The following is a 20,585-nucleotide window of genomic DNA, read 5'->3' as shown; positions in this document are numbered from 1 at the left end:
CGTCCACAGATGCCCGATCGTCCACCGGCGTGACGGCTGATGTCCGCCCCCGTGCCGTAGCGTTCCGCCATGTCCGTTGCTCGTTCGCTCGCTCTGTTCGTCCTTGCCGCGCTCGCCGAGATCGGGGGTGCGTGGCTGGTGTGGCAGTCCGTGCGCGAGCACAAGCCGTGGTGGTTGGCGGGGCTCGGGGTTGTCGCGTTGGGGGCGTACGGGTTCGTGGCGACGCTGCAGCCGGACGCGCATTTCGGGCGGATCCTGGCCGCGTACGGCGGGGTGTTCGTGGCGGGTTCGCTGGTGTGGGGCGTGGCGTTCGACGGGTTCCGCCCCGACCGGTGGGACGTCACCGGCGCGGCCGTCTGCCTCGCCGGCGTCACCCTGATCATGTACATGTCGCGCCGCTGATCCGGAGCAGCCGGACCCGCTCGCGGTGTCACGGCTGCGGTCTCACGGTTGCAGTGGTACTCCCCCGGTCGTTTCCGCCGGTGTCGCCCGGTCCAACGGCGGTTCCGACGTCTGTGTGACGGTCACCCCGGCGCTCGCCGCGACGACCAGGGCGATGCCGCCGATCTGGATCCACGCAAGGCTCTGGTCGAGCACGACGAACCCGGCCGCCGCGGCGACCGCGGGTTCCAGGCTTGCCAGCAGTCCGAACGTGCCTGCCGACAGCCGCTTCATCGCGAGCATTTCGCACGAGTACGGCACCACCGACGACATCAGGGCGACCACCAGCCCGAACCCGAGCGTGCCCGGCTGCACGAGGTCCGTTCCGGCGCCCGCGATACCGAACGGCATGACGAGCACTGCCGCGACCGCCATCGCCAGCGCGAGGCCGTCGACGCCGGTGAAGCGGCGCGCGGTGCGCGTCGCGACCATGATGTACGCGGCCCAGAGCGCCGCCGCGGCGAGGACGAACGCGACACCCGCGCCGTCGAGCCCGGAGAACCCGCCCTTGCCGAGCAGCAGGACGCCGACCGCGGCCAGCACCACCCAGAACATGTCGCGCAGCCGCCGGGACAGGACGACCGCGAGTCCGAGCGGTCCGAGGAACTCCAACGTCACCGCGGGACCGAGCGGCAGCCGCGCGATCGCCTCGTAGAAGCACAGGTTCATTCCGCCGAGCGACACGCCGAGTCCGACGACGGTCAGCAGGTCGGCCCGCGAGCGTCCGCGGATCTTGGGACGCACCACCGCGAGCATCACGATCGCCGCGATCACCAGGCGCAGCGTGACCGCGCCTTCCGGTCCGACCCGTGGGAACAGCTTCGCCGCGAACGCGGCGCCGAACTGGATCGACCCGGCGCCGATCAGCACCAGCAGCACGGCTTGCCCGTTGGTCCGCGGTCCCAGTCGGCCCCATCCGTGCGCGGCCGACTCGGGCGACGCCGGGCCGGTCGGGTCCGGCGCGGCCGTCGGGGTGGCCGGCGGGGTGGCCGGCGGCGCCGGGGTTGCGCCGGGTGCGGCGGCAGGGGTGGGCGCGCCGTGCGGAGGTGTCATGCGTACGACGGTACGGAACGTGCCCCGTGCGGCGGAAACCGGGCCGGTCACACGTATGACGTCCCCGCGTCCCCCGCCTCCCCGGGTCTCCCGCGGCGTCCCGGTCTGCGATCCGCCCTGGCCCGGCTCAGCCGCGCCGCAGCCCTGCCAGCACCCGGTCCACGACCTGTCCGGCTTCGCGCCGTGCCGTGTCGGGGTCGTCCGCGCGCGCCGTGTAGAGGCTGGCTTCGGAGAGCAGCGCGGCGAGGAGTGCGGCGAGCGGCGCGACCGGCAGCTCGTCGATCTCGCCGTTGGACATCGCCCGGCGCAGCCACTCGGCGAGCAGGCCGTGCCCGTACTCCTCGACGAGTGCGTCCCACGCGCCGGGGCCGAGGACCGCGGGCCCGTCGATCAGGACAATCCGTTGGAAATCGCCTGTCGTGCAGACGTCGAGGAAGGATTGGAAGCCGTGCCGGAGTTGATCCCAGGGTTCGTCGGGTTGTTCCTGGGCATGACGCAGCTCGTGGGTGACCAGGGCTTCGGCGGCTTCGCCGGCGACGGACGCCATGACCGCCCGGAAGAGGTCCTTTTTGTCGCGGAAGTGATGGTAGAGCGCGCCGCGGGTAACCCTGGCGCGGGAAACGATCTCTTCGGTGCCGGTGGCCGCGAACCCGCGCTCCGCGAACAGCTCGCGGGCGGCCGCGACCAAGGCGTCGCGGGTGTCGGCGACGTGTTCTGCCCGACGCGTGACCCCCATACAACCCTCCCGTGACATACAGACTGTATGTTAGATCTTGACAGTATCCGGGGGTCCCGGGCAAACACGCATGTCCGGCCGACGGGGAGAGAGGGGCGAGGCCGCAATGGGTCTGCCGCTGAACCTGGCCGCGAAGATCGGCACGCATCTCGTCAAGCAGAAGATCAAGCGGAACGACAAGTTCACGATGATCGTCGAGATCGAGCCGCTGTTCGCGTGCAACCTCAAGTGCGGCGGCTGCGGAAAGATCCAGCAGCCGCACGACGTGCTCAAGAAGCGCATGCCCGTCGAGCAGGTGGTCGCCGCCGTCGAGGAATGCGGCGCACCGATGGTGTCCCTCGCGGGCGGCGAGCCGCTCATGCACAAGGACATCGACAAGATCGTCGAGGCGCTGCTGCGCCGCAAGAAGTTCGTCGTGCTGTGCACGAACGCCGTGTTGCTGCCGAAGCACCTCCACAAGTTCAAGCCGAACCGGAACTTCGCGTGGATGGTGCACCTCGACGGCCTCGAGGAGCGGCACGACGAGGCGGTCGCGAAGGAAGGCGTGTTCAAGGAGGCGGTCGCGGCCATCAAGATGGCCAAGGACGCGGGCTTCCAGGTGTTCACGAACAGCACGTTCTTCAACACCGACTCGCCGGAGTCGGTGCGCGAGGTGCTGGACTACCTGAACGACGACCTCAAGGTCGACCGGATGCAGATCTCGCCCGGGTACGCGTACGAGAAGGCGCCGATCCAGAACCGGTTCCTCGGCGTCGAGCAGACCCGCAAGATGTTCCGCGAGGCGTTCGGCGAGGGCCGCCGCAAGAAGTGGCGGCTGAACCACTCGGCGCTGTTCCTGGACTTCCTGGAGGGCAAGCGCGAGTTCGAGTGCACGCCGTGGGCGATCCCGTCGTACTCGCTGCTCGGCTGGCAGCAGCCGTGCTACCTGATGGCGGACGGCTACGTGCCGACGTACAAGGAACTCATCGAGACGACCGACTGGGACGCGTTCGGCCGCGGCAAGGACCCGCGCTGCGACAACTGCATGGCGCACTGCGGCTACGAGCCGACGGCGGTCCTCGCGACCATGGGTTCGCTGAAGGAAAGCCTGCGCGCCGTCGTGGCCGGCTGACCGGGACGCCCGGCTCGCCCGCGCACGCCTGCGCATGAACGAGGGGCGGATCACGGACTCGGGTCCGTGATCCGCCCCTCGTTCATGCGCCGTGTCGCGTCACGCGGCTCGGCGGCTTGATTCCTCGGCCGAGTGCCGGGCGCTCGCGGCCGACCCGGCAGCGGCCCGATAGTGCAGGACGCGTGCAACTCCCTCGTTGCCGTTGGCTCTTGCCCCCTCCCCACCGCCTCCGTCGTCGTCGTTTCGGCCGCGGCCGGTGTCAGCGGGGGTGTGCGGGTGCCAGTCGCGTCCGTCGCGGGAGTCGGCGGTGTGTCCGGTGGCGGCGAGGACGCCGAGGAGGAACGGCGCGGCCAGGCTTGCGAGGGCGAGGATTGTCGTCGTCATGTGTCCAGAGTGCCGCCGCGCCGCCCCGGACACGAGTGGCAGGACTGCCATCCTCAGACAAGATGCTGCCAACGGCGGTGCGCTTCTGGCACAGTGTCGAGCATGCTGAAAAACGTGGTCGCGGTGGCACTGCCCGGCATTCACCCGTTCGAACTCGGGGTCGCCTGCGAAGTGTTCGGCATGGACCGCAGCGAACACGGACTGCCTGCGTACGATTTCGCGGTCGCCACACCGAAACCCGGCCGAGTCCCCACCAACGGTGTCTTCGGGTTGGACGTGCCCGACGGGCTCGACCGGCTTGCCGACGCCGACTTGGTCATCGTCCCGGCGGCCAGCAACCACGCACGCAACGGGCCGCTGCCGGCGGAGCTGCTCCAGGCCCTGCGCGACACCGTGGCACGCGGGGCGCTCGTGCTCAGCGTGTGCTCGGGGGCGTTCGTGCTGGGCGAGGCGGGGCTGCTGGACGGGCGGCGGTGCACGACGCACTGGATGTACGCGGAACGCCTCGCGCACCGCTATCCCGACGCGATCGTCGAGCCGGACATGCTGTACGTCGAGGACTCCGGCGTGGTGACCGGCGCCGGGACCGCCGCCGGGATCGACGCGTGCCTGCACATCGTGCGCCGGGAGAACGGCAGCCGCGTCGCCAACACGATCGCGCGCCGCATGGTCGTCCCGCCGCACCGGGACGGCGGCCAGGCGCAGTACATCGCCCGCCCGCTGGCGCACACCGAGACACACCCGATGCAGGGCACGCTGGACTGGCTGCGTGCGAACCTGCACGACGATGTGACGATCGATCAGATGGCGGCGCACGCGCACATGTCGCCGCGGACGTTCGCGCGGCGCTTCCAGCAGCACACCGGGACCACGCCGTACGAGTGGCTCATCGGGCAACGCGTGCTCGCTGCACAGGAGTTGCTTGAGGAGACCGCGCTGACGATGGAGGCCATCGCGGCACGTACGGGCTTCGGAAGTGCGGCGACGCTGCGGCACCACTTCGTGCGGCGGCGGGGCGCAACGCCGCACGCCTACCGGAGGTTGTTCCGCGACGCGGCGTAACCCGGCGCCGCGCCGCGGGGTTTGGTGCCCGGCACCGCACGCGTCCGGGCGCGCACGGTGCCGGGGGTTCCGGTCAGGGCAACAGCACGTCCAGGTACGGGTTGGAGAACACCCGGGCCGGGTCGTACCGGTTGAGGGTGGCGCGCGCGGCGTCGAAGTTGTCGCCGGCGGCTTGCCCGGTGCGGAACGCGTCGGAGATGCGGCCGGTCACCGCACCCATGTCCGTCCACGGGCCGGAGGTGCTGTAGGCCCAGCCCTTCGACCATTCGGGGCGGACGCACGCGTAATTGCCGGTGTAGTTGGACCAGATCCACGCGTCGATCTGCGGATAGAAGTCGTTGGCCGCGGGCGTGCCGGGCAGCGTGGCGACGTCCAGCCAGACGACGGTGTCCCATTCCGGGTGGTCGGGGCGCGGCCGGGCGGCCGACAGTTGCGGCACGACCGCGCCGGCCACGGCGACTTCGTCGGGCCGGTCGACGCCGGTGACGCGGATCTCGATGGGCGAGTTGCACGGGTACTGGCCGTTGCCCTGGAACGCGCCGATCAGCTGCGTGTACTTCGTGTAGAACTCGCTGACCACGCGCTGGACGTCGGTACGGCGGCACAGCACCGCCCAGCCGCCTTCGTGGATGCGCAGCGTGGTGGGTTCGACGAAGAGCTGGGTGTTCTTCGACCAGCCCCAGATGTCCCACGTCCAGGTCGCGATGAGGCCCGAACCGGCCACCGCCATCTCACCGTTGGTGAAGGTGGGGGTGCCGGACACGTTGCCGGTGACGATCTGGGAGACGAAGTTGGCCTGGTCCTCGGTGACGAAGTTGGCGAACGTGTAGTTGTACGGGCCGTTGACCGTGGTGGACACCCACGGCTTGGACGGCGCGACCGACCACACCTTGAGCCACGGCACGGTGGTGAACGGGAACCAGATGAGTTCGATGCGGCCGGTGTCCCGGATGTAGTCGGCGAGCTTCTTGCCGCTGCTTCCGGGCGGGCCCATGAGGGTCCCGATCTGGTCGTGGTAGAAGCTCTGGCAGCGCAGCCGCTGGTTGGCGTTGGTCTGCAGGGTGACCTCGGTGACGAACGCGCGGCCGAGGTGGACGAGGAACGCGCCGATGTCCGGGTCGGTGCGCGCGAACGTCTTGAGGACGTACGCGCCGGCGCCCGCGTCCCACACCACGGCGGTGAGCGACAGCACGAGGTTGCTGAGCGTGCCGTAGGTGCCGCCGACCGGCCGGGTCTCCCCCGATGTCGGGATGCCGCTGCCGTGCGCGCCGATCGCGAGGATGCCGCCGATGCTCAGCGCGCCGGGCGCGGTGGTGGCGATCAGACCGCGGCCGGCCGCTTCGAGCGTGTTGAGGAGCTTGTCGACGGTGGCCCCGGCCTGGGCGGTGACGGTGGCCGGGTTCCCCGCGTTGACGGTGACCGCGGTCAGGTTCTTGGTGGCGTCGACGAACACGACCTTGGCGACGCTGCTGCCCTTGGGCTGGAGGACCGGCGACCAGTTGTGGCTCATGCCGCGGGCGCGCACCCGGTAGCCGTTGGCACGCGCCCAGTTGGCGATCGTGACGACGTCCTGCGGGGTGGCGGGCACGGCGGTCCAGACGTCGTCGATGACGATCTCGCCGGACCAGTTCTTGTACTGCTGAAGGCCGAGCGGGATGCCCGCCGGGAACCCGGGCGGGGCCGGGGTCGCGGCCTGGGCGGCGGACACCAGCCCGAGCGGCGTCCACGCGGCGGCCGCGGCAAGCGCGGCGGCGCCCGCGAGCACCCCGCGGCGGCTGGGCCCTTCGGTGGGAGTGGAACCTTCGGCACTGCGCGCGGACCCCGGGTCCGGCGCGGTGGGTGCGGACATGCGAAACCTCCGGGGGCAGGTCGACTGCGGTGGAAGAGCCGCGGAAAGCGGCGGCGTGGAACGGAGGATCGTGGCTGCTGAGCCTGACGCGCACGGTCGCGGACGGTTTCCCGAGTTCGGCGCCGATCAGCCGATTTGTCGGGTCGCGCCCACGCTCACGCGCCGAGGCTGGTGGGTCCGGACAACGAAGTCAACACAATCGGAACGCAGATGCGCAGGTCACACGTGTCACCAGCGAAATCGTCACGTGTCACCGGACGGAACGATCACCCGGCGCGGTCAATTCGGTTGGCGGGTACGGGGGTTCGGGCTGACGTGAGGGTGGGTGGCGCACGGGGGTTCGGGCTGACGTGAGGGTGGGTGGCGCACGGGGGTGGCGGGCGCGGGCGCGGCGGGCGCCCGTTCCGCGGTACAGCGGCCCGGCGGTCGACCGCCGGGGGGCCGGGTCAGGCGCCGAGGCCGCCCGCGATGGCCAGTTCCCGGCCGGTGAACTCCCCTGTCAGCAGCGGCAGGGCGACCGCGATCGCTTCCTTCGCCTCGGGCAACCGCAGGGATGCGTCGTGGCGTTCCTTCGACTCCCAGATCTCGGTGACCACGATCATGTCCGGGTCGCCGACGTCCAGTCCTACGACATAGCTGTGGCAGCCGTGGTCCCGCAGCCCCTCGGCCGCGGCCAACAGGATCGCGACGACCTCGTCGCGCTTGCCGGGCTTGGTCTTCATCGAGCCGATGTAGCCGTGTGCCATGCCTGTGCCGTCTCCTTCGCCGTGGCCGCGGCGACCACCGTCCGGGGGTTTCGCCGATTCGGCTGTGGCTGATCGAGTTCACCTTCGGGATCACCCTGTCACGGGGCGGGGTTGGGGCCCGGCTGCCAAGGTTCGGGGGTGTGGGGCTTGCGGTAGCGCCCCAGGGTGAGCAGAACGCTCATGGCGACGATCCACAATCCGGCCAGCCACAGGGCGATCCACCACGCGTAGGGCACGAACAGCGCGATGCCGATGACGATCGCCACCCAGCCGAGCCACTGCGGCACCGGGGTCGTGCCGGGCTCGGCGCGGACCAGCGCGAGGCCGGAGCCGAGGGCGAGCAGGCCGAGACCGGCGACGGGGATGACGAAGTTGTCGTGGGCCAGGGCGTTGAGGGCCTGCAAGGCGGCAGGCTGCGTGCGCGGCTTGTCCGCGGCGTCGATCAGCGCGAACGCGATCCCGCCGTACAGCCACAGGCCGATGGCGGTGACGAGGCCGCCGGCGAAGGCGATGCCCGGGAGCCAGGCGGTGCGTCGGCGGTCGCCGCGTACCGCGTAGGCGAGCTGGGCGGCGAAGAACACCAGGAAACCGGCGGCGAGGGTGAGGAGCCAGACGGCCCACACCTGGCGGGTCTCGTGCGCTTCGTAGAACTGGCCGACCTGGTTCCCACTGGCGCCCACGCCGGGCACCTCGCCGCTGACCGCGAAAGCGATCACCAGAAGGACGATCGCCACGACCCCGGCGAGCGGCCCCAGACGGGTGATGTCTGAGGTTCCGGGGCGGGTGGTGCCCGTGGGGTGCGGGGGTGGCGTGGGCTGGGCGGGTGGTGTGTGGGGTCCGGGGTCCATGGGGCGCTCCAATCCGGACAAAGCGCGCGATACTCACCATGCTTCCACCACACCCCGGTGACCGATGAGTTTTGCCGGCGGCGGCGGTCTACCCCGGTGGGCCATCGATCCGGCTACGAACCGACTGGGAGCCGACTCCGAGCCGACTCCGAGCCGACTGGGAGCCGGGACTCCGAACCGGCTTCGAAGCGCCTTGGAACAGGCTTCGGAACCGGCTCGGACCAGCTTCGAACCGGCCTTGCTCCGACTTCACCCGACCCGGGAAAGGACCATCCCAGCCATGCGCCTCACCCTCACCACGTTCCTGACTCTCGACGGCGTCTACCAGGCGCCTGGCGGCCCCGGGGAGGACCCCAGCGGCGGGTTCACCCACGGCGGGTGGTCGGCCCCGTACGGCGACGAGGACTTCGGGCGCTTCATGGCCGAGGTGTTCGAGAACGCCGACGCGTTCCTGCTCGGGCGGAGGACGTACGAGATCTTCCGGTCCTACTGGCCGCAGCACGACGACCCGGCCGACCCGATCGCGTCGCGCCTGAACCACCTGCCGAAGTACGTGGTGACCGAGACGCTCCCCACCGTCGACTGGACCGGCAGCCGCATCCTGTCCGGCGACCCGGTCAAGGCGGTCGCCGCGCTGAAGGACCGGCCCGGACGCGAACTCCAGATCCACGGCAGCGGCGCCCTCGCCGGGACGCTGCTGGCCGCCGGCCTGGTGGACACGCTCAACCTGCTGTCGTTCCCGGTCGTGCTGGGCACGGGCAAGCGCCTGTTCCGCGAGGGGGCCATGCCCGGCGCCTACGAGCTGGCGGGCTGGCGGACCACACCGAAGGGGGTGGTGATCAACACGTATGAGCGGGGCGGGGAGGTCGTGTACGGGGATTACTCGGATGAGGGGTGAGGGGGCGGCGCTTCTCCGGACGGGCCACGGGGGCGGGTCGGCCTCGCGCCGGGCTGCGTCTCGGACACCCTCGCGTTGGCCGTCTTGGGCGGTCGTGCGGGGTGGCGATCCGCGGCGTGTCGCGCCGGGTGGCGTTGCGGTGCCGGGCGACGTGCGGGTGGCGATCCGCGGCGTGTCGCGGCGGGGCGGCGGGGCGGCGGGGCGGCGGGGCGGCGTTGCGGTGCCGGGCGACGGGTCCGCTTGATGCTGTTCGGGCGGCGCGTCGCCGTCCCGTTTGCGTTCGCGGGTGGCCCACGCCGTTCCCATGTCGGCGGTGGGCTCCCCGTGCCGCGGAAGACGGCCTTCCGCTTGGTCCGTCGCCTTGGGACGTCGGCCGGGTGGCCTATCCGACCGGGGTCGGGGCCATGTGGCTGGTGAACCAGTCTTGCGCCAGGTCGGCCACTTGTTCGAGGGCTCCGGTTTCTTCGAACAGGTGTGTGGCGCCGGGGACGAGGATGACGCGGCTTTCGCCGTGCAGCCACGTGTTGGCCTGCTCGTTGAGCTGGACGACCAGGTCGTCGGCGCCGCCGACGATGAGCAGGGTCGGCGCGGTGACCGCGGCCAGGCGCGGCCCGGCGAGGTCGGGGCGGCCGCCGCGGGACACGATCGCGGCGATGCCGGCGTCGGGTTCGGCGGCCGCCCAGAGCGCGGCGGCGGCGCCGGTGCTGGCGCCGAAGTAGCCGATCGGCAGACCGGCCGCGGCGGGGTGGCCGCGCAGCCAGCGGGTCGCGGCGGTGAGGCGGCGGGCGAGGAGTTCGGTGTCGAAGACGTTGCTGCGGTCGGCGGCTTCGTCGGCGGTGAGCAGGTCGAACAGCAGGGTGCCGAGGCCGGCGTCGTTGAGGACGCGGGCGACGTAGCGGTTGCGGGGGCTGTGCCGGCTGCTGCCGCTGCCGTGCGCGAAGACGACGACGCCGACGGCCTCGTCGGGCACGTCGAGCCGGGCGCCGAGGCGCAGTCCGGCGACCGGGATGTCCAGGTCGCCGGTGCCGGGCGGGGCGGTCGGAATGCCGAGGGCTTCGAGGACTTCTTCGTCGGTCGTCTGTGTGAAGTTGGCGTAGAACTGGCCGATCGCGAAGAACTCGATGGGCGCGGCCACGCACACGAGTTCGTCGGCCGCGCGGCCGAGCCGGTCGGCCCAGTCGTACGGGGCGACGGGCACCGCCAGCACGACGTGTGCCGCGCCGCGGGTGCGGGCGATCCGGCAGGCGGCGAGGGCGGTGGCGCCGGTGGCGATGCCGTCGTCGACGATCAGGACGGTCTTGCCGCGCAGGTCGGCCGGGCGCCGGTCGCCTCGGTAGCGGCGGGCGCGGCGTTCCAGTTCTTCCGTCTCGGCGAGTTCGACCGCGGCCAACTCGCCCGGGGATATTCGCACTTGCGCGATGACGTCGTCGTTGAGCACGCGGGCGCCGCCCTCGCCGATGGCGCCCATCGCCAGCTCGGGCGCGTAGGGCACGCCGAGTTTGCGGACGATGGCGACGTCGAGCGGGGCGTCGAGTTCCCGGGCGACTTCGGCGGCGACGACCACGCCGCCGCGCGGCATGCCGAGCACGACGACGTCGGGCCCGGCGAACGATCCGAGTTCGGCGGCGAGCCGCCGACCCGCGTCCCGGCGGTCCTGGAACAACACGGCGCGGCCTCCTTCGGGGCCCGGCGTTCACGACCCCCTCGCACTCGACGCGGCCTGCGGTGCCTCCTGCCCGCCCCGACACCTTCGCCGCCGCGGTGCGCGCACCTGGCTGCTGCCTTGCATTCCACCCTACGCCGCGGGGGGAGGGTCGGGCTGCCGGGCGACGGGGCCGGGTCGGGGACCGGCGCGGTGTCCGGTGGCACCGGGGCCGGGTCGAGCCGGGTCCGGCGCGGCGTCCGGTGACACGGGGCCGGGCCGAGCCGGGTCCGGCGCGGCGTCCGGCGGCAGGGGCCGGGCCGGGCCCGGTGGACGCGGGCCGAGTCCAGCGCCGGAGCAGCACCGATGGCATCGGGCTGTGGGCCGGACTTGAGCAGACCCGGGCCCGGGCGGCGTTGCGTGGCTCCTTTGTTCCGCCAACGACTGAGCGGCGGAAACGTCACACAGCGTTCTCGACCGAGTGAGCCGTGCTCACACGAGCGTTCGAATCGACCGTCTCGCCAGGCGGTTCCGCAATTCCGCCGCCCATCTCCCGCGAATCCGCGCAACCGCCTGCCCAGCCATCCGCATGCCGGTCTTCCCCCCGTCCCAGCCCCGTCCGCCTACCCCCGCCCCAACACCACCATCGCCGCGTTGTGCCCCGGAATCCCGCTCACCCCTCCCCCACGCCGGGCCCCCGCACCGCACAACAGAAGACGGCTGTGCCGGGTCTCCACACCCCACGTCCCCACGTCCGCGTCGTCCTCGGCGTACGGCCATGCCAGATCCCGATGGAAGATATGTCCCGCCGGCAACCCGAGTTCGCCTTCCAGGTCCAGCGGTGTCCGGGCCTCGACACACAACCGCCCCTCGGTGTCGCGCATCAAACAGTCCTCGATCGGCTCCGCGAGCACACTGTCCAACGACGCGAACGTGGCCCGCAGCACCGCATCCCGCGCCCCGTCGTTGTCGGCGGCAAAGAGCCGCGCGGGCGTGTGAAGGCCGAACCACGTGAGCGTCTGCGCCCCCGAAGCCCGCAACTCGGGCCCGAGGATCGTGGGATCGGTCAGCGTATGGCAGTACATCTCCCCCGGCGCCGGCGACGGCACCCGCCCGGCCTCCGCCTCGGCGAACGCCGCGTCCAGTTCCGCATACCCCTCGTGCACGTGGAACGTCCCGGCGAAAGCCTCCCGCGGATCGACCCACGAATCACGCAGCCGAGGCAACCGCGACAGCACCATATTCACCTTGAACTGCGCGCCTTCCGGATGTGCCTGGACCTGCGCACCCTCCGGCCCGCCGCCCCCACGCCCGACGTCGGCAGGCAGCGGCTCCCCGCGCTCCCCCAGCAACCCCTCCAACACCCGCGGCGCCACCGCCGCCAACACCCACGCCCCCGTCACCCGATACTCGGTGTCGCCGCTGCGGTACCGGACTTCCCCGTCGGGGGTCACCGCGGTGACTTCGGCCCCCGTCCGCAGATCCGCTCCCGCGCCCCGCGCCGCCTCGGCCAGCGCCGCCGTGACCGCGCCCATCCCCCCGACCGGCACGTCCCAGTGCCCCGTCCCGCCCCCGATGACGTGGTACAGAAAGCACCGGTTCTGACGCAAGGACTCATCACTCGCACGAGCGAACGTCCCGATCAGCGCATCCGTCAGGACGGTCCCCCGGACCGCGTCGTCGTCGAACTCCTCCTCGATCAGCCCGCCCAGCGGCCGCGTGAACACCCCGCCCCAAAGCCGCTCGTCGCCCACCACCGCCCGGAAGTCGTCACGGCCGCGCAAGGGTTCGGTCAGCGTCGGGAAGACGCGGGCGGCCATCGCTCCCAGTGCTATCCCCAGCCGCTCCCACGCGTCGGCGTCGTGGGCGCCCGCGAAGCGGGTCAGTTCGGCGCGGGTCCGGGCGGCGTCGGACGAGTCGGACAGGAATCCGCGGTCGCCGGACGGGGTGTACGCGCCGATGCGCCGCCTGCGCAGCTCCATCCGCAGCCCGAGATCGTCGGCGATCTTCCGCGGGAACAGGCTGACCAGATACGAGTACCGCGACAACCGCACGTCCACTCCCGCGAACGGCCGGATCGACACGGCCGCGCCGCCGACCTCGCCGCGGCGTTCCAGGACCACGACCGACCGTCCCGCGGCGGCCAGATACGCGGCCGCCACCAGTCCGTTGTGGCCGCCGCCGACGACCACGGCGTCGACCTGCCCGGCATCCCGTACGGTCACGCCTGCCTCCTCGTGTGCTCCCCGGCCCGCTCCGGGATTTCCGGCGAAACCCCTGGTCGGAGGCGGGTCCTCGCTGCCATGATCTCGCTACGTGACTCCCTTCCGCAGCTTCGCCGAGCAGGCTCGGCGGAATCGATTCGCCGCGCTCGCGCGCACCGTGCCGGTCGCGGCCGGCATGGTGGCCGTCGCGGCGGGCGCGCCGGTCTTCGGCGGCACCTTCCTGCAGCGCCTTCTGGCCGCCGTTGTCGCCTCGCACCTGGTGCGGAACGGGCTGCACCGGCTGTGGTGGCTGGCGTCGGCCCCGGTGTTCGGTATGCGCGTCGTCGCCGACAAACGCGGCAGCGGACGTCCTCTCGAGGCCCGCATCGCCGGCGACCGGCTGCGGGTACGCGGCGCGGTGGGCTGGGGAGCGTCGGTGGATCTCGCCCCGCGCACCGAGGCGACGAGCCGGCTGCGGGTGTGGCTCGGATGCGCGGCCGAGGTCGTCGCGTTCGCGGCGATGGCAACGGCGGCCGGGCTGCTGCTGCCCGAGCCTTACGGCTGGGCGGGAGCGGCGGGCATCGCGTTGGGCACGGTCACGGTGGTCGCGCCGTACTCGGTGTCGTCGACGCCGGGCTGGTTCCTGTTCGCGATGCCGTTCGAGGACCGTGCGGCGTTCGACCGGGTGAAGCGGTCGACGGCGGAGGTCAAGGTCGCGCATCTGTTGGCGGTGGGGGATGCGGCCGCCGCAGCGGAGGCACTCGGGCAACTCGACCGGAAGTCCTGGTCGGCTCAGACCTATAACGCGGAACTCGCCGTGCTCACGCTCGACTTGGATCGAATATGGCCGGACACCGGGTTCGCGTGGTTCGCGATCGCGCCATCCGGTCCCGATCGCGCCCGCACGGCACAACATCGGGCGCGCCTGTTGGCGTACGCACGCGAAGCCAAGCTCGGATGGGACTCGCCCCGTCCCCCGTCCTTCCCGGTCTACTTGAACGAGTTGCACTGGCTGGCGGCCGTGGGCTCGACCCTGGCACCGCCTGCTCCCACCACCGACGCAACCGCGATCTTCCTCCTGACCGGCGGTTCCCCGGGCCCGGCCGCGCTCGCAGCCGACCGGGCGGCGTACCACTCGCGCTCCCCGATCACCGCCGCCGACGCCCTGTGCACGGCCGCGATCGCGTACAGCATCGCCCAAAAGCCGGAACCCGCGGCGCGGGCGTTGCGGCAGGCCAAGGAGCTGATGCCGGGGCTGCGGCGCATCGCCATCGCCGAGCCGTGGGTGGACATGGCCTCGGGGAAACGCCCCGCCGTCCGCTCCGATGGGCAGGCCGAGCCGGACCCCGACCGCGACGCCGCGCTGTCCCCCGACGCCTACCGCGCCCGGTACGCCACGGACGAGGAGGCCTGGACGTGGTGACGCCGCCGGAGTCCACCGGGCCCGACGAGCCTACGGTTCCCGCCGAGCCCGCGGGTCCAGCCGAGCCCACGGGTCCAGCCGATCCTGCGGTTCCGACCGATCCTGCGGTTCCGACCGACCCTGCGGACCCGGCTGAGGCAGCGGTTCAAGCCGGGGCCGCCGACACGGCCGAAGCCCTGGATTCCCCTCGCAGACGCTTTTCCCGGCGCCAAGTCCTCTTCGGCGGCGCCGTGGCTGCGGCCGCGATCGTCGGCACCACGGCCGCCCTGCGCCAGGGAGCGAAGCCGCGTGGGGCCGCCCCGTCGCATCCCCGCGGGCCGGGCAAGGGCGGGCAGGGGCAAGCTCCGGGTCCGGGCCAAGGGCCGGACGACGTTCCCGGTCCCCCTCTCCCGCCCGGCCCTCGGGGCGCGCTCCGCTGGCAGTTCGAGTCGTTCGGGGACGGTGCGCTCGCGCCGACGTACGACGCCGGTGTCCTGTACGCGGGCGGTGCCGCCGGCTACGCGCTCCAAGCGTCGACCGGAAGGGCGCTGTGGACGTTCGATGCCGAAGACCCCGTCTCGATCCCCGTCTCCGCCCCCGCCTGCGCAGCCGGCACCGTCTTCTTCTCGGCCACGTCCCTCTACGCGTTGGACACGGCCACCGGCAACACGCGGTGGCGGCAAGCAGCCCCGGCGGCCGGGCGTCCCGCGTTCGGTGATCCGGTCCACGCCGACGGCCGGGTGTTCGCCGGTTTCGGCGAGTCCCTGCTGCGGGCGTTCGATGCGGCGACCGGCGACGAGCGGTGGCGGTCGGCGATCGGCGGTTTCGTCCTCACGTCGCCGACTGTGGCGGACGGTCGGCTCTTCGTCTCCACGTCCGACGCGAAGGTCCAGGCGTTCGACACGGCAACCGGCCGCCGGCTGTGGACGCATGGTCTCGGACGCCCGTTCGACGTGCCGGTGGCGGTCGCCGACGGCACCGTCTACGTCGGCGCGGCCGACTTCGCTCCTCCCCGCGGCCAGGGATCCGCCCTCGTGCACGGAATTCGCGCTCTGGACGCGGCAACCGGCGCTCCCCGTTGGGAGTACCGCACCGTGCAGTACCCGAGCAACGTGGCTGTCGCCCGCGGCGTGGCCTACTTCGGCACGGCGAGCGGCACCGTCATCGCCCTGGACGCGGCCACGGGTCGGCCGGTCTGGCGGCGCGACGAACTGTCCGAAGCCGGGAGCGGCGTCTCCCTGGTCGACGCGACGCTGTACGTCTCGGGCGACCGGAGCTTCTCCGCCCTCGACGCGGCTTCCGGTGCCGTCCGCTGGTCGGGCGTGTCCCCGGAGTTCTTCGGCCTCTCCCCCGTCGTGATCGCGAGCGACGGCCTGGCCGTCGTCTGCGACGATTCGGGACGCCTCACCGCGTTCGCCCCGCCGTCCGACGGCGCCCCGGTGTGAGGCTGCGGGGTCCGTGGTTGCGGGTACGGGCGGCCGGTGTCCGGTCGCGGGTGTGAGGTCGCAGGCCGGGCGGTCGCGGGTGTGCCCCGGGCCGGGCGGGTGCGGCTGCCGGCTCAGACCTCGTGTTCCAGGACGTCCTTGAGCTTCTGCTCGTTGCGTGGCAGTTCCTTCTTGACGTGCGGTCGGACGACGAGCGGCAGCATGACCTTGCCCAGGCCGTGGCCCTCGAAGTCGAGCGCCATGGTGACGCGCGACCGGGTCCCGTCGCCGATCGGTTCGACGGTGCCGCGTACGTGTCCGCGGACGGGTCCGTCGATGCCGTCGACGCGCCAGCTCCGCGGCGGGTCCAGCTCGGTGTACTCCATCGTCATCGGCATTTCGCGGTGCCCCATGCGGCGGGTCACGACGATCCGCGAGCCCACCGCGGTCGGTTCGGTGCCGACCGGGCGCACCGCGACCGCGCTTTCCTGCCATTCGGGCAGGTGGGACCAGTCGGCGAGGTACGCGAACACGTCCTCCGGGCTCCGCGCGATGTCGATGCTCTCCTTGATCGCAGACATTTCGCCCCCTCGGGCGTTTTGTGGTGCGTTACGTCTCCATCCTCGCACCGCCCCGGGTCGGCGCACCCGTCCCGGTCTCCGGCGGCCGACGCCTACCGGTCGACGCCGCCCAGCACCGGATCCGTGCTGGCCAACGAGGCAATGACGTCGGCGACGAGCCCGCCCTCGACCATCAGCGGGACGGCCTGGAGGTTGGTGAACGACGGGTCGCGCAGATGCACGCGGTACGGCCGGGTGCCGCCGTCGCTGACCAGGTGGCAGCCGAGCTCGCCGCGCGGCGATTCGACGGCGGTGTACACCTGGCCGACGGGTACCCGGAAGCCTTCCGTGACCAGCTTGAAGTGGTGGATGAGGGCTTCCATCGACTCCCCCATGATCGTCTTGATGTAGTCCGACGAGTTGCCGAGCCCGTCCGCACCGAGCGCAAGCTGCGCGGGCCACGCGATCCGCTTGTCGGCGACCATGACGGGGCCGGGTTCGAGCCGGTCCAGGCACTGCGCGACGATCCGCAGCGACTCCTTCATCTCGGCGACGCGGACGCGGTACCGGCCGTACGCGTCACATGTGTCGGTGGTGGGGACGGCGAACTCGTAGGTCTCGTACCCGCAGCACGGCTGTGTCTTGCGAAGGTCGTGCGGCAGCCCGGCGGCCCGGAGGATCGGCCCGGTGACGCCGAGCGCGAGGCAGCCGGTGACGTCGAGGTAGCCGACGCCTTGCGTACGCCGTTTGAACACGGTGTTCTCGTCGAGCAGTTGCTCGTAGTCGCGCAGCCGTTCGGTGAGTGTGGCGATGAGTTCGCGCACGTGCGTCTCGGCATCGTCGGGCAGGTCTTGGGCGACTCCGCCAGGCCGGACGAAGCCGTGGTTCATGCGCAGCCCGGTGATGCGTTCGAGTACGTCGAGGATCAGTTCGCGTTCACGGAACCCGAACGTCATCACGGTCAGGGCGCCGATCTCCATGCCCCCGGTGGCGATGGCGACCAGGTGCGACGAGATGCGGTTCAACTCGGCGAGCAGGACCCGGATGACGTTGGCCCGGGGCGGAATGTCGTCGGTGATGCCGAGCAGCCGTTCGACACCGAGGCAGTAGACGAGTTCGTTGAAGACCGGCATGAGGTAGTCGGCGCGGGTCACGAACGTGACGCCTTGCGTCCAGGTCCGGTACTCGCAGTTCTTCTCGATCCCGGTGTGCAGATAGCCCACGCCCAGCCTGCATTCGACGACGGTCTCGGCATCGAGTTCCAGGATCAGCCGGAGTACGCCGTGGGTGGAGGGGTGCTGGGGGCCGAGGTTGACGACGATCCGTTCGTCCGGGGAGTAGTCGGCGTCTTCGGGCCAGTCGGTCAGGGGGGTGTGGGGGTGGGGGTGGGAGTGGGGGTCTTGCGGCTCGGTGGGCTTGTGGGGGTCTTTGGGGGCGCTGGGGTCGCTGGGGTCTTTGGGGTTGGTGGCGTTGTCAGCTCCCTTGGGGCTTGTCGGATCGCCGCGGTTGCCTGCGCCCGAGGCAGTGGGGTTGCCGGGGCCGGAAGCGCCGGTGCCGGCGGCATGGCGGTTGGCGGCGTCGGACGCGGTGGAGTCGCCGATGTCGGACGCGGGAGTCCTGCCGGGGTCGACGGGGTCGCGTGGAGAGGCCATAGATCCAGTCTCTGCGCGATCTGGGCGGGGCGCCGCCGCGGGGGAAGGGCTGGGCGGGGGCGACCAGGTCGGGGGTGCGGGCGGACGGCGTGGCGCGGTACGAGGACGGGGTTACGGCGGTTTGGGGCAGGTGGGCCTCGGGTCGCGCTCGGTGCGGCGACGGTCCGGGAGGCCGTCGTACAGCGCGTCCCGGGCGCCCGCGGGTTCGGGCTGCGGATGGTGCCGGTGCCGCGTTTCCCGATGTTGCTCCCCATCACCGTCAACCCGGGCCTTGCCCTGACCGCGTCGATCACCAGGTCACAGCCCGCGTGGCTGTCCTCGCGCGGTGGCTGGTGGTGGCGAACGTGGCGGGGGGCAGGCGGGGGTCGGGCGCGGCGTCGGCGTCGGCGTCGGCGTCGGCGTCGGCGTCGGCGTCGGCCGGAAGGGCTGGTCCGCGTTCGCTGTTCCCGGCCGCGCGAGTCTGTGGTGAGGGGCGGGCATCGCCGGGGATTCGGCCGCGCACTCAGGCGATCTGACCTCCGTGGGCGATGAGGAGGATGACGGCCAGCGCTGCGATGGCGATCGCGATGCGGAAAGGGAGTCGATCACGGCGGGCGGTGGGGGTTGTTTCGGTGCGCATTGCGGAGTCGGTGTCTTGCGGCCGCTCCGGAGACCGGAAGTTCCGCGCCGCCGCGCCGAGGTGCGGTGCCTCGGCGGTCGTCGGCGGCGTCGGTGCGTCGGAGTCGGCCGGTGTCATCGGGGTGGCAGGACCCGTCGCCGGGTTCGCCGCCGCGCCCCCGGCCACAGGCTCGGCTGAGGCTCCGCCTTGTCCGTCGGCGGCGTTACCCCGAGGGGCCGCGGATTCCCGCGGCGCGTCGCTCGCTGTTCCCGGTGGCGATGCGGGCGGGGCCGCGACGATGGCTTGGGGCGTGGACGGGCGGGGCGTCGTCGAGGGTGACGGGCTCGGCGTGATCACGCCGAGGGGCTGTGCGTGGGTCGACGCCGGAGCCGTGGCCGTGGCTGCGGCCGTGGCTGTGGCGACGGCTTGTGGCGCTACGTCCGCCGGTTGCGGGGTCGTCGCGGTGCGGGTTTGGGGCGTGGCCACGGTGGAGCCTGTCGGTGTGGCCGTGGTGTCGGTCCCGGGCATCGCCAGGCCGGGCCGGCTCAAGGTTGCCGGGGTGCGGATCTGCGGCAGTGCAGACGCCGTCGCGGTGTCGTCAGTTCGAATGCCCGCGCGTGTTCGAACAGATCGGTCACTCGCCCGAGAAGACGGTGTGACGTTTTCGCCGCTCGATCGTTGGCGGAACAAAAGGAGCCACGCAACGCCGCCCACCGCGACGCCTCCGGCCACCCCCATGACCACGAGTACGGGCGTGCCCGGGCTCAACTCCCGAGATCCCGGCGGCCCGAACGCAATGACGGCGAGGGCCGTGGCCAGCACGACCGCGGCGCAGCGGCGTGACCACGTCGCGCCGATCCGGTGCGGGAGTCCGGCGATGCCGGTGGCCTGGTCGTCGGCGAGGTCGGGCAGCACGTTGACCAGGTGCGCGCCGACCCCGAGCAACGCGGCCCCGAGCACGGCCCACCACGTCGGCCACGGGTGCCCGGGCAGGCCGAGCGCGACGAACGCGGGAAGCGACGCGAACCCGATCGCGTAGGGCAGCGGGGACCACCACGTGGCTTTGAATCCGAGGTTGTAGGCCCAGCCGCCGACGATCACGCCCGCGAGGTGCGCGGCTGCGGCGCGCGTACCGCTCAGCAGCGACAGCGGTACGCACAGCACGAGCGCGGTCGCGGCTGCCACGGCGACGACGCGCGGCGCGAGAGCGCCGCCGGCCGCCGGTTTGTCGACCCGGCCGACGGCGGCGTCGCGCCGTGCGTCGAGCGCGTCGTTGGCCCATCCGACGGACAACTGCCCCGCGAGGACCGCGAGCGCGACCGCCGCAGTGCCGGACGCGCCCCGTCCCGCAGCCGCGGCAACGGCGGTGACCAGGGCGGTCACCGCGACCGTGGGCAGCGGATGGCAGGCGCCGGCCAGGGCCCGTGACGCGCGGGCCGTGCGCCGGGCTGTCGCGCGAATAGCCGGGAGTCGGACGGCGGGAGGCGGGTACCCGTTCACGAAGCCGAATCTAGAGGAAAACCCGAGGAATCCCGATGAATCGGACACCCGGCGGCGCAAACCGGCCCACGCTCACCCCCGCACCGCAGGCCACCGGCGCGGCCGACGTCGGAGCGACCGTCGGCGAGGGCGCCGCCTGTGGGGCGGCGGGTGAACCACTCGCAGCCGATGCGCCGGCCCCAAGCGGAAGCCGCCCCGCGGCCCGCCGTCGAACCCCGCAGCCGACCGCTCAGGCAACGACCGCCGCAGACCCACGCGATCACGGGAGCCGGGCCGCGACCGTCGACCCGCCGCTCGCCGCCCACCAACTCGAACCGGCCGCCGCCGCAGCACCGTTCACAGCGGAAGACGCGCCGCCAACCGCGCACCCGTCCGCAGCTGCCCCCGGCCCCACAGCCGACACAACCAACGTCACCCCCAGCCTCAACCCCCTCCCCCCAATCCCCGCCCCCACCCCCGCGGCCGACCCCACCCC

General features: G+C 72.2%; 17 protein-coding genes. 6 read left to right on the top strand and 11 right to left on the bottom strand.

Annotated elements, in window-relative coordinates; genetic code table 11:
• Positions 1-69: 69 nt before the first annotated feature.
• On the top strand, positions 70-402 hold the full coding sequence (locus tag ABEA93_RS15235; protein ID WP_345676066.1) for a YnfA family protein: 333 nt from the start codon (positions 70-72) through the stop codon (positions 400-402).
• Positions 403-444: 42 nt separating this feature from the next.
• Here the strand turns inward: ABEA93_RS15235 and ABEA93_RS15230 are convergent, their stop codons facing one another.
• Positions 445-1,494 (bottom strand): EamA family transporter, encoded by a 1,050-nt coding sequence (locus ABEA93_RS15230; RefSeq protein WP_345676065.1) that lies wholly within the window; start codon positions 1,492-1,494, stop codon positions 445-447.
• Positions 1,495-1,621: 127 nt separating this feature from the next.
• A complete protein-coding gene (locus ABEA93_RS15225) occupies positions 1,622-2,230 on the bottom strand; it encodes a TetR/AcrR family transcriptional regulator (RefSeq protein ID WP_345676064.1) in 609 nt (202 codons plus the stop codon).
• Positions 2,231-2,336: 106 nt separating this feature from the next.
• On the opposite strand from ABEA93_RS15225, the gene hpnH reads away from it, so the two are divergent.
• Positions 2,337-3,341, top strand: a complete 1,005-nt coding sequence (hpnH, locus tag ABEA93_RS15220) for an adenosyl-hopene transferase HpnH (protein WP_345676063.1) — start codon at positions 2,337-2,339, stop codon at positions 3,339-3,341.
• 99 nt (positions 3,342-3,440) lie between these two features.
• On the opposite strand, the gene ABEA93_RS15215 is transcribed toward hpnH, so the two are convergent.
• Positions 3,441-3,725: a hypothetical protein gene (locus ABEA93_RS15215; protein ID WP_345676062.1), complete on the bottom strand. Its 285-nt coding sequence runs from the start codon at positions 3,723-3,725 to the stop codon at positions 3,441-3,443.
• A gap of 102 nt (positions 3,726-3,827) precedes the next feature.
• Between ABEA93_RS15215 and ABEA93_RS15210 the strand changes: the two genes are divergently transcribed.
• Positions 3,828-4,787, top strand: a complete 960-nt coding sequence (locus ABEA93_RS15210) for a helix-turn-helix domain-containing protein (protein ID WP_345676061.1) — start codon at positions 3,828-3,830, stop codon at positions 4,785-4,787.
• 73 nt (positions 4,788-4,860) lie between these two features.
• Here the strand turns inward: ABEA93_RS15210 and ABEA93_RS15205 are convergent, their stop codons facing one another.
• The 3 genes from ABEA93_RS15205 to ABEA93_RS15195 all read right to left on the bottom strand — a co-directional run bounded on the left by ABEA93_RS15205 (position 4,861) and on the right by ABEA93_RS15195 (position 8,230).
• Positions 4,861-6,636, bottom strand: coding sequence for a cholesterol oxidase substrate-binding domain-containing protein (locus tag ABEA93_RS15205; RefSeq protein ID WP_345676060.1), 1,776 nt, complete (start codon positions 6,634-6,636; stop codon positions 4,861-4,863).
• 446 nt (positions 6,637-7,082) lie between these two features.
• Positions 7,083-7,382 (bottom strand): putative quinol monooxygenase, encoded by a 300-nt coding sequence (locus ABEA93_RS15200; RefSeq protein WP_345676059.1) that lies wholly within the window; start codon positions 7,380-7,382, stop codon positions 7,083-7,085.
• 98 nt (positions 7,383-7,480) lie between these two features.
• Positions 7,481-8,230, bottom strand: coding sequence for a hypothetical protein (locus ABEA93_RS15195; protein WP_345676058.1), 750 nt, complete (start codon positions 8,228-8,230; stop codon positions 7,481-7,483).
• Positions 8,231-8,510: 280 nt separating this feature from the next.
• Between ABEA93_RS15195 and ABEA93_RS15190 the strand changes: the two genes are divergently transcribed.
• Entirely contained in the window at positions 8,511-9,128 is a 618-nt protein-coding gene (locus ABEA93_RS15190; RefSeq protein WP_345676057.1) for a dihydrofolate reductase family protein, read from the top strand.
• A 382-nt stretch (positions 9,129-9,510) separates the two neighbouring features.
• On the opposite strand, the gene ABEA93_RS15185 is transcribed toward ABEA93_RS15190, so the two are convergent.
• Positions 9,511-10,794, bottom strand: a complete 1,284-nt coding sequence (locus ABEA93_RS15185; RefSeq protein ID WP_345676056.1) for a phosphoribosyltransferase family protein — start codon at positions 10,792-10,794, stop codon at positions 9,511-9,513.
• 599 nt (positions 10,795-11,393) lie between these two features.
• Positions 11,394-12,995 carry a phytoene desaturase family protein gene (locus tag ABEA93_RS15180; RefSeq protein WP_345676055.1) on the bottom strand — a complete coding sequence of 534 codons (1,602 nt, stop codon included), beginning with the start codon at positions 12,993-12,995 and terminating at the stop codon, positions 11,394-11,396.
• A gap of 91 nt (positions 12,996-13,086) precedes the next feature.
• Between ABEA93_RS15180 and ABEA93_RS15175 the strand changes: the two genes are divergently transcribed.
• Positions 13,087-14,397 (top strand): hypothetical protein, encoded by a 1,311-nt coding sequence (locus tag ABEA93_RS15175; RefSeq protein ID WP_345676054.1) that lies wholly within the window; start codon positions 13,087-13,089, stop codon positions 14,395-14,397.
• A 230-nt stretch (positions 14,398-14,627) separates the two neighbouring features.
• On the top strand, positions 14,628-15,821 hold the full coding sequence (locus ABEA93_RS15170; protein ID WP_345676053.1) for an outer membrane protein assembly factor BamB family protein: 1,194 nt from the start codon (positions 14,628-14,630) through the stop codon (positions 15,819-15,821).
• Positions 15,822-15,934: 113 nt separating this feature from the next.
• On the opposite strand, the gene ABEA93_RS15165 is transcribed toward ABEA93_RS15170, so the two are convergent.
• The 3 genes from ABEA93_RS15165 to ABEA93_RS15155 all read right to left on the bottom strand — a co-directional run bounded on the left by ABEA93_RS15165 (position 15,935) and on the right by ABEA93_RS15155 (position 20,110).
• Positions 15,935-16,381 carry an SRPBCC family protein gene (locus ABEA93_RS15165; protein ID WP_345676052.1) on the bottom strand — a complete coding sequence of 149 codons (447 nt, stop codon included), beginning with the start codon at positions 16,379-16,381 and terminating at the stop codon, positions 15,935-15,937.
• Positions 16,382-16,473: 92 nt separating this feature from the next.
• Positions 16,474-18,012: an NADH-quinone oxidoreductase subunit D gene (locus tag ABEA93_RS15160; protein WP_345676051.1), complete on the bottom strand. Its 1,539-nt coding sequence runs from the start codon at positions 18,010-18,012 to the stop codon at positions 16,474-16,476.
• Between the two features lie 502 nt (positions 18,013-18,514).
• On the bottom strand, positions 18,515-20,110 hold the full coding sequence (locus ABEA93_RS15155; RefSeq protein WP_345676050.1) for a UbiA family prenyltransferase: 1,596 nt from the start codon (positions 20,108-20,110) through the stop codon (positions 18,515-18,517).
• Between the last annotated feature and the right edge of the window lie 475 nt (positions 20,111-20,585).

Source organism: Yinghuangia aomiensis, from assembly GCF_039542225.1.
GTDB classification, from domain to species: Bacteria; Actinomycetota; Actinomycetes; order Streptomycetales; family Streptomycetaceae; genus Yinghuangia; species Yinghuangia aomiensis.
This window is presented reverse-complemented; position numbering and strand designations above follow the sequence as displayed.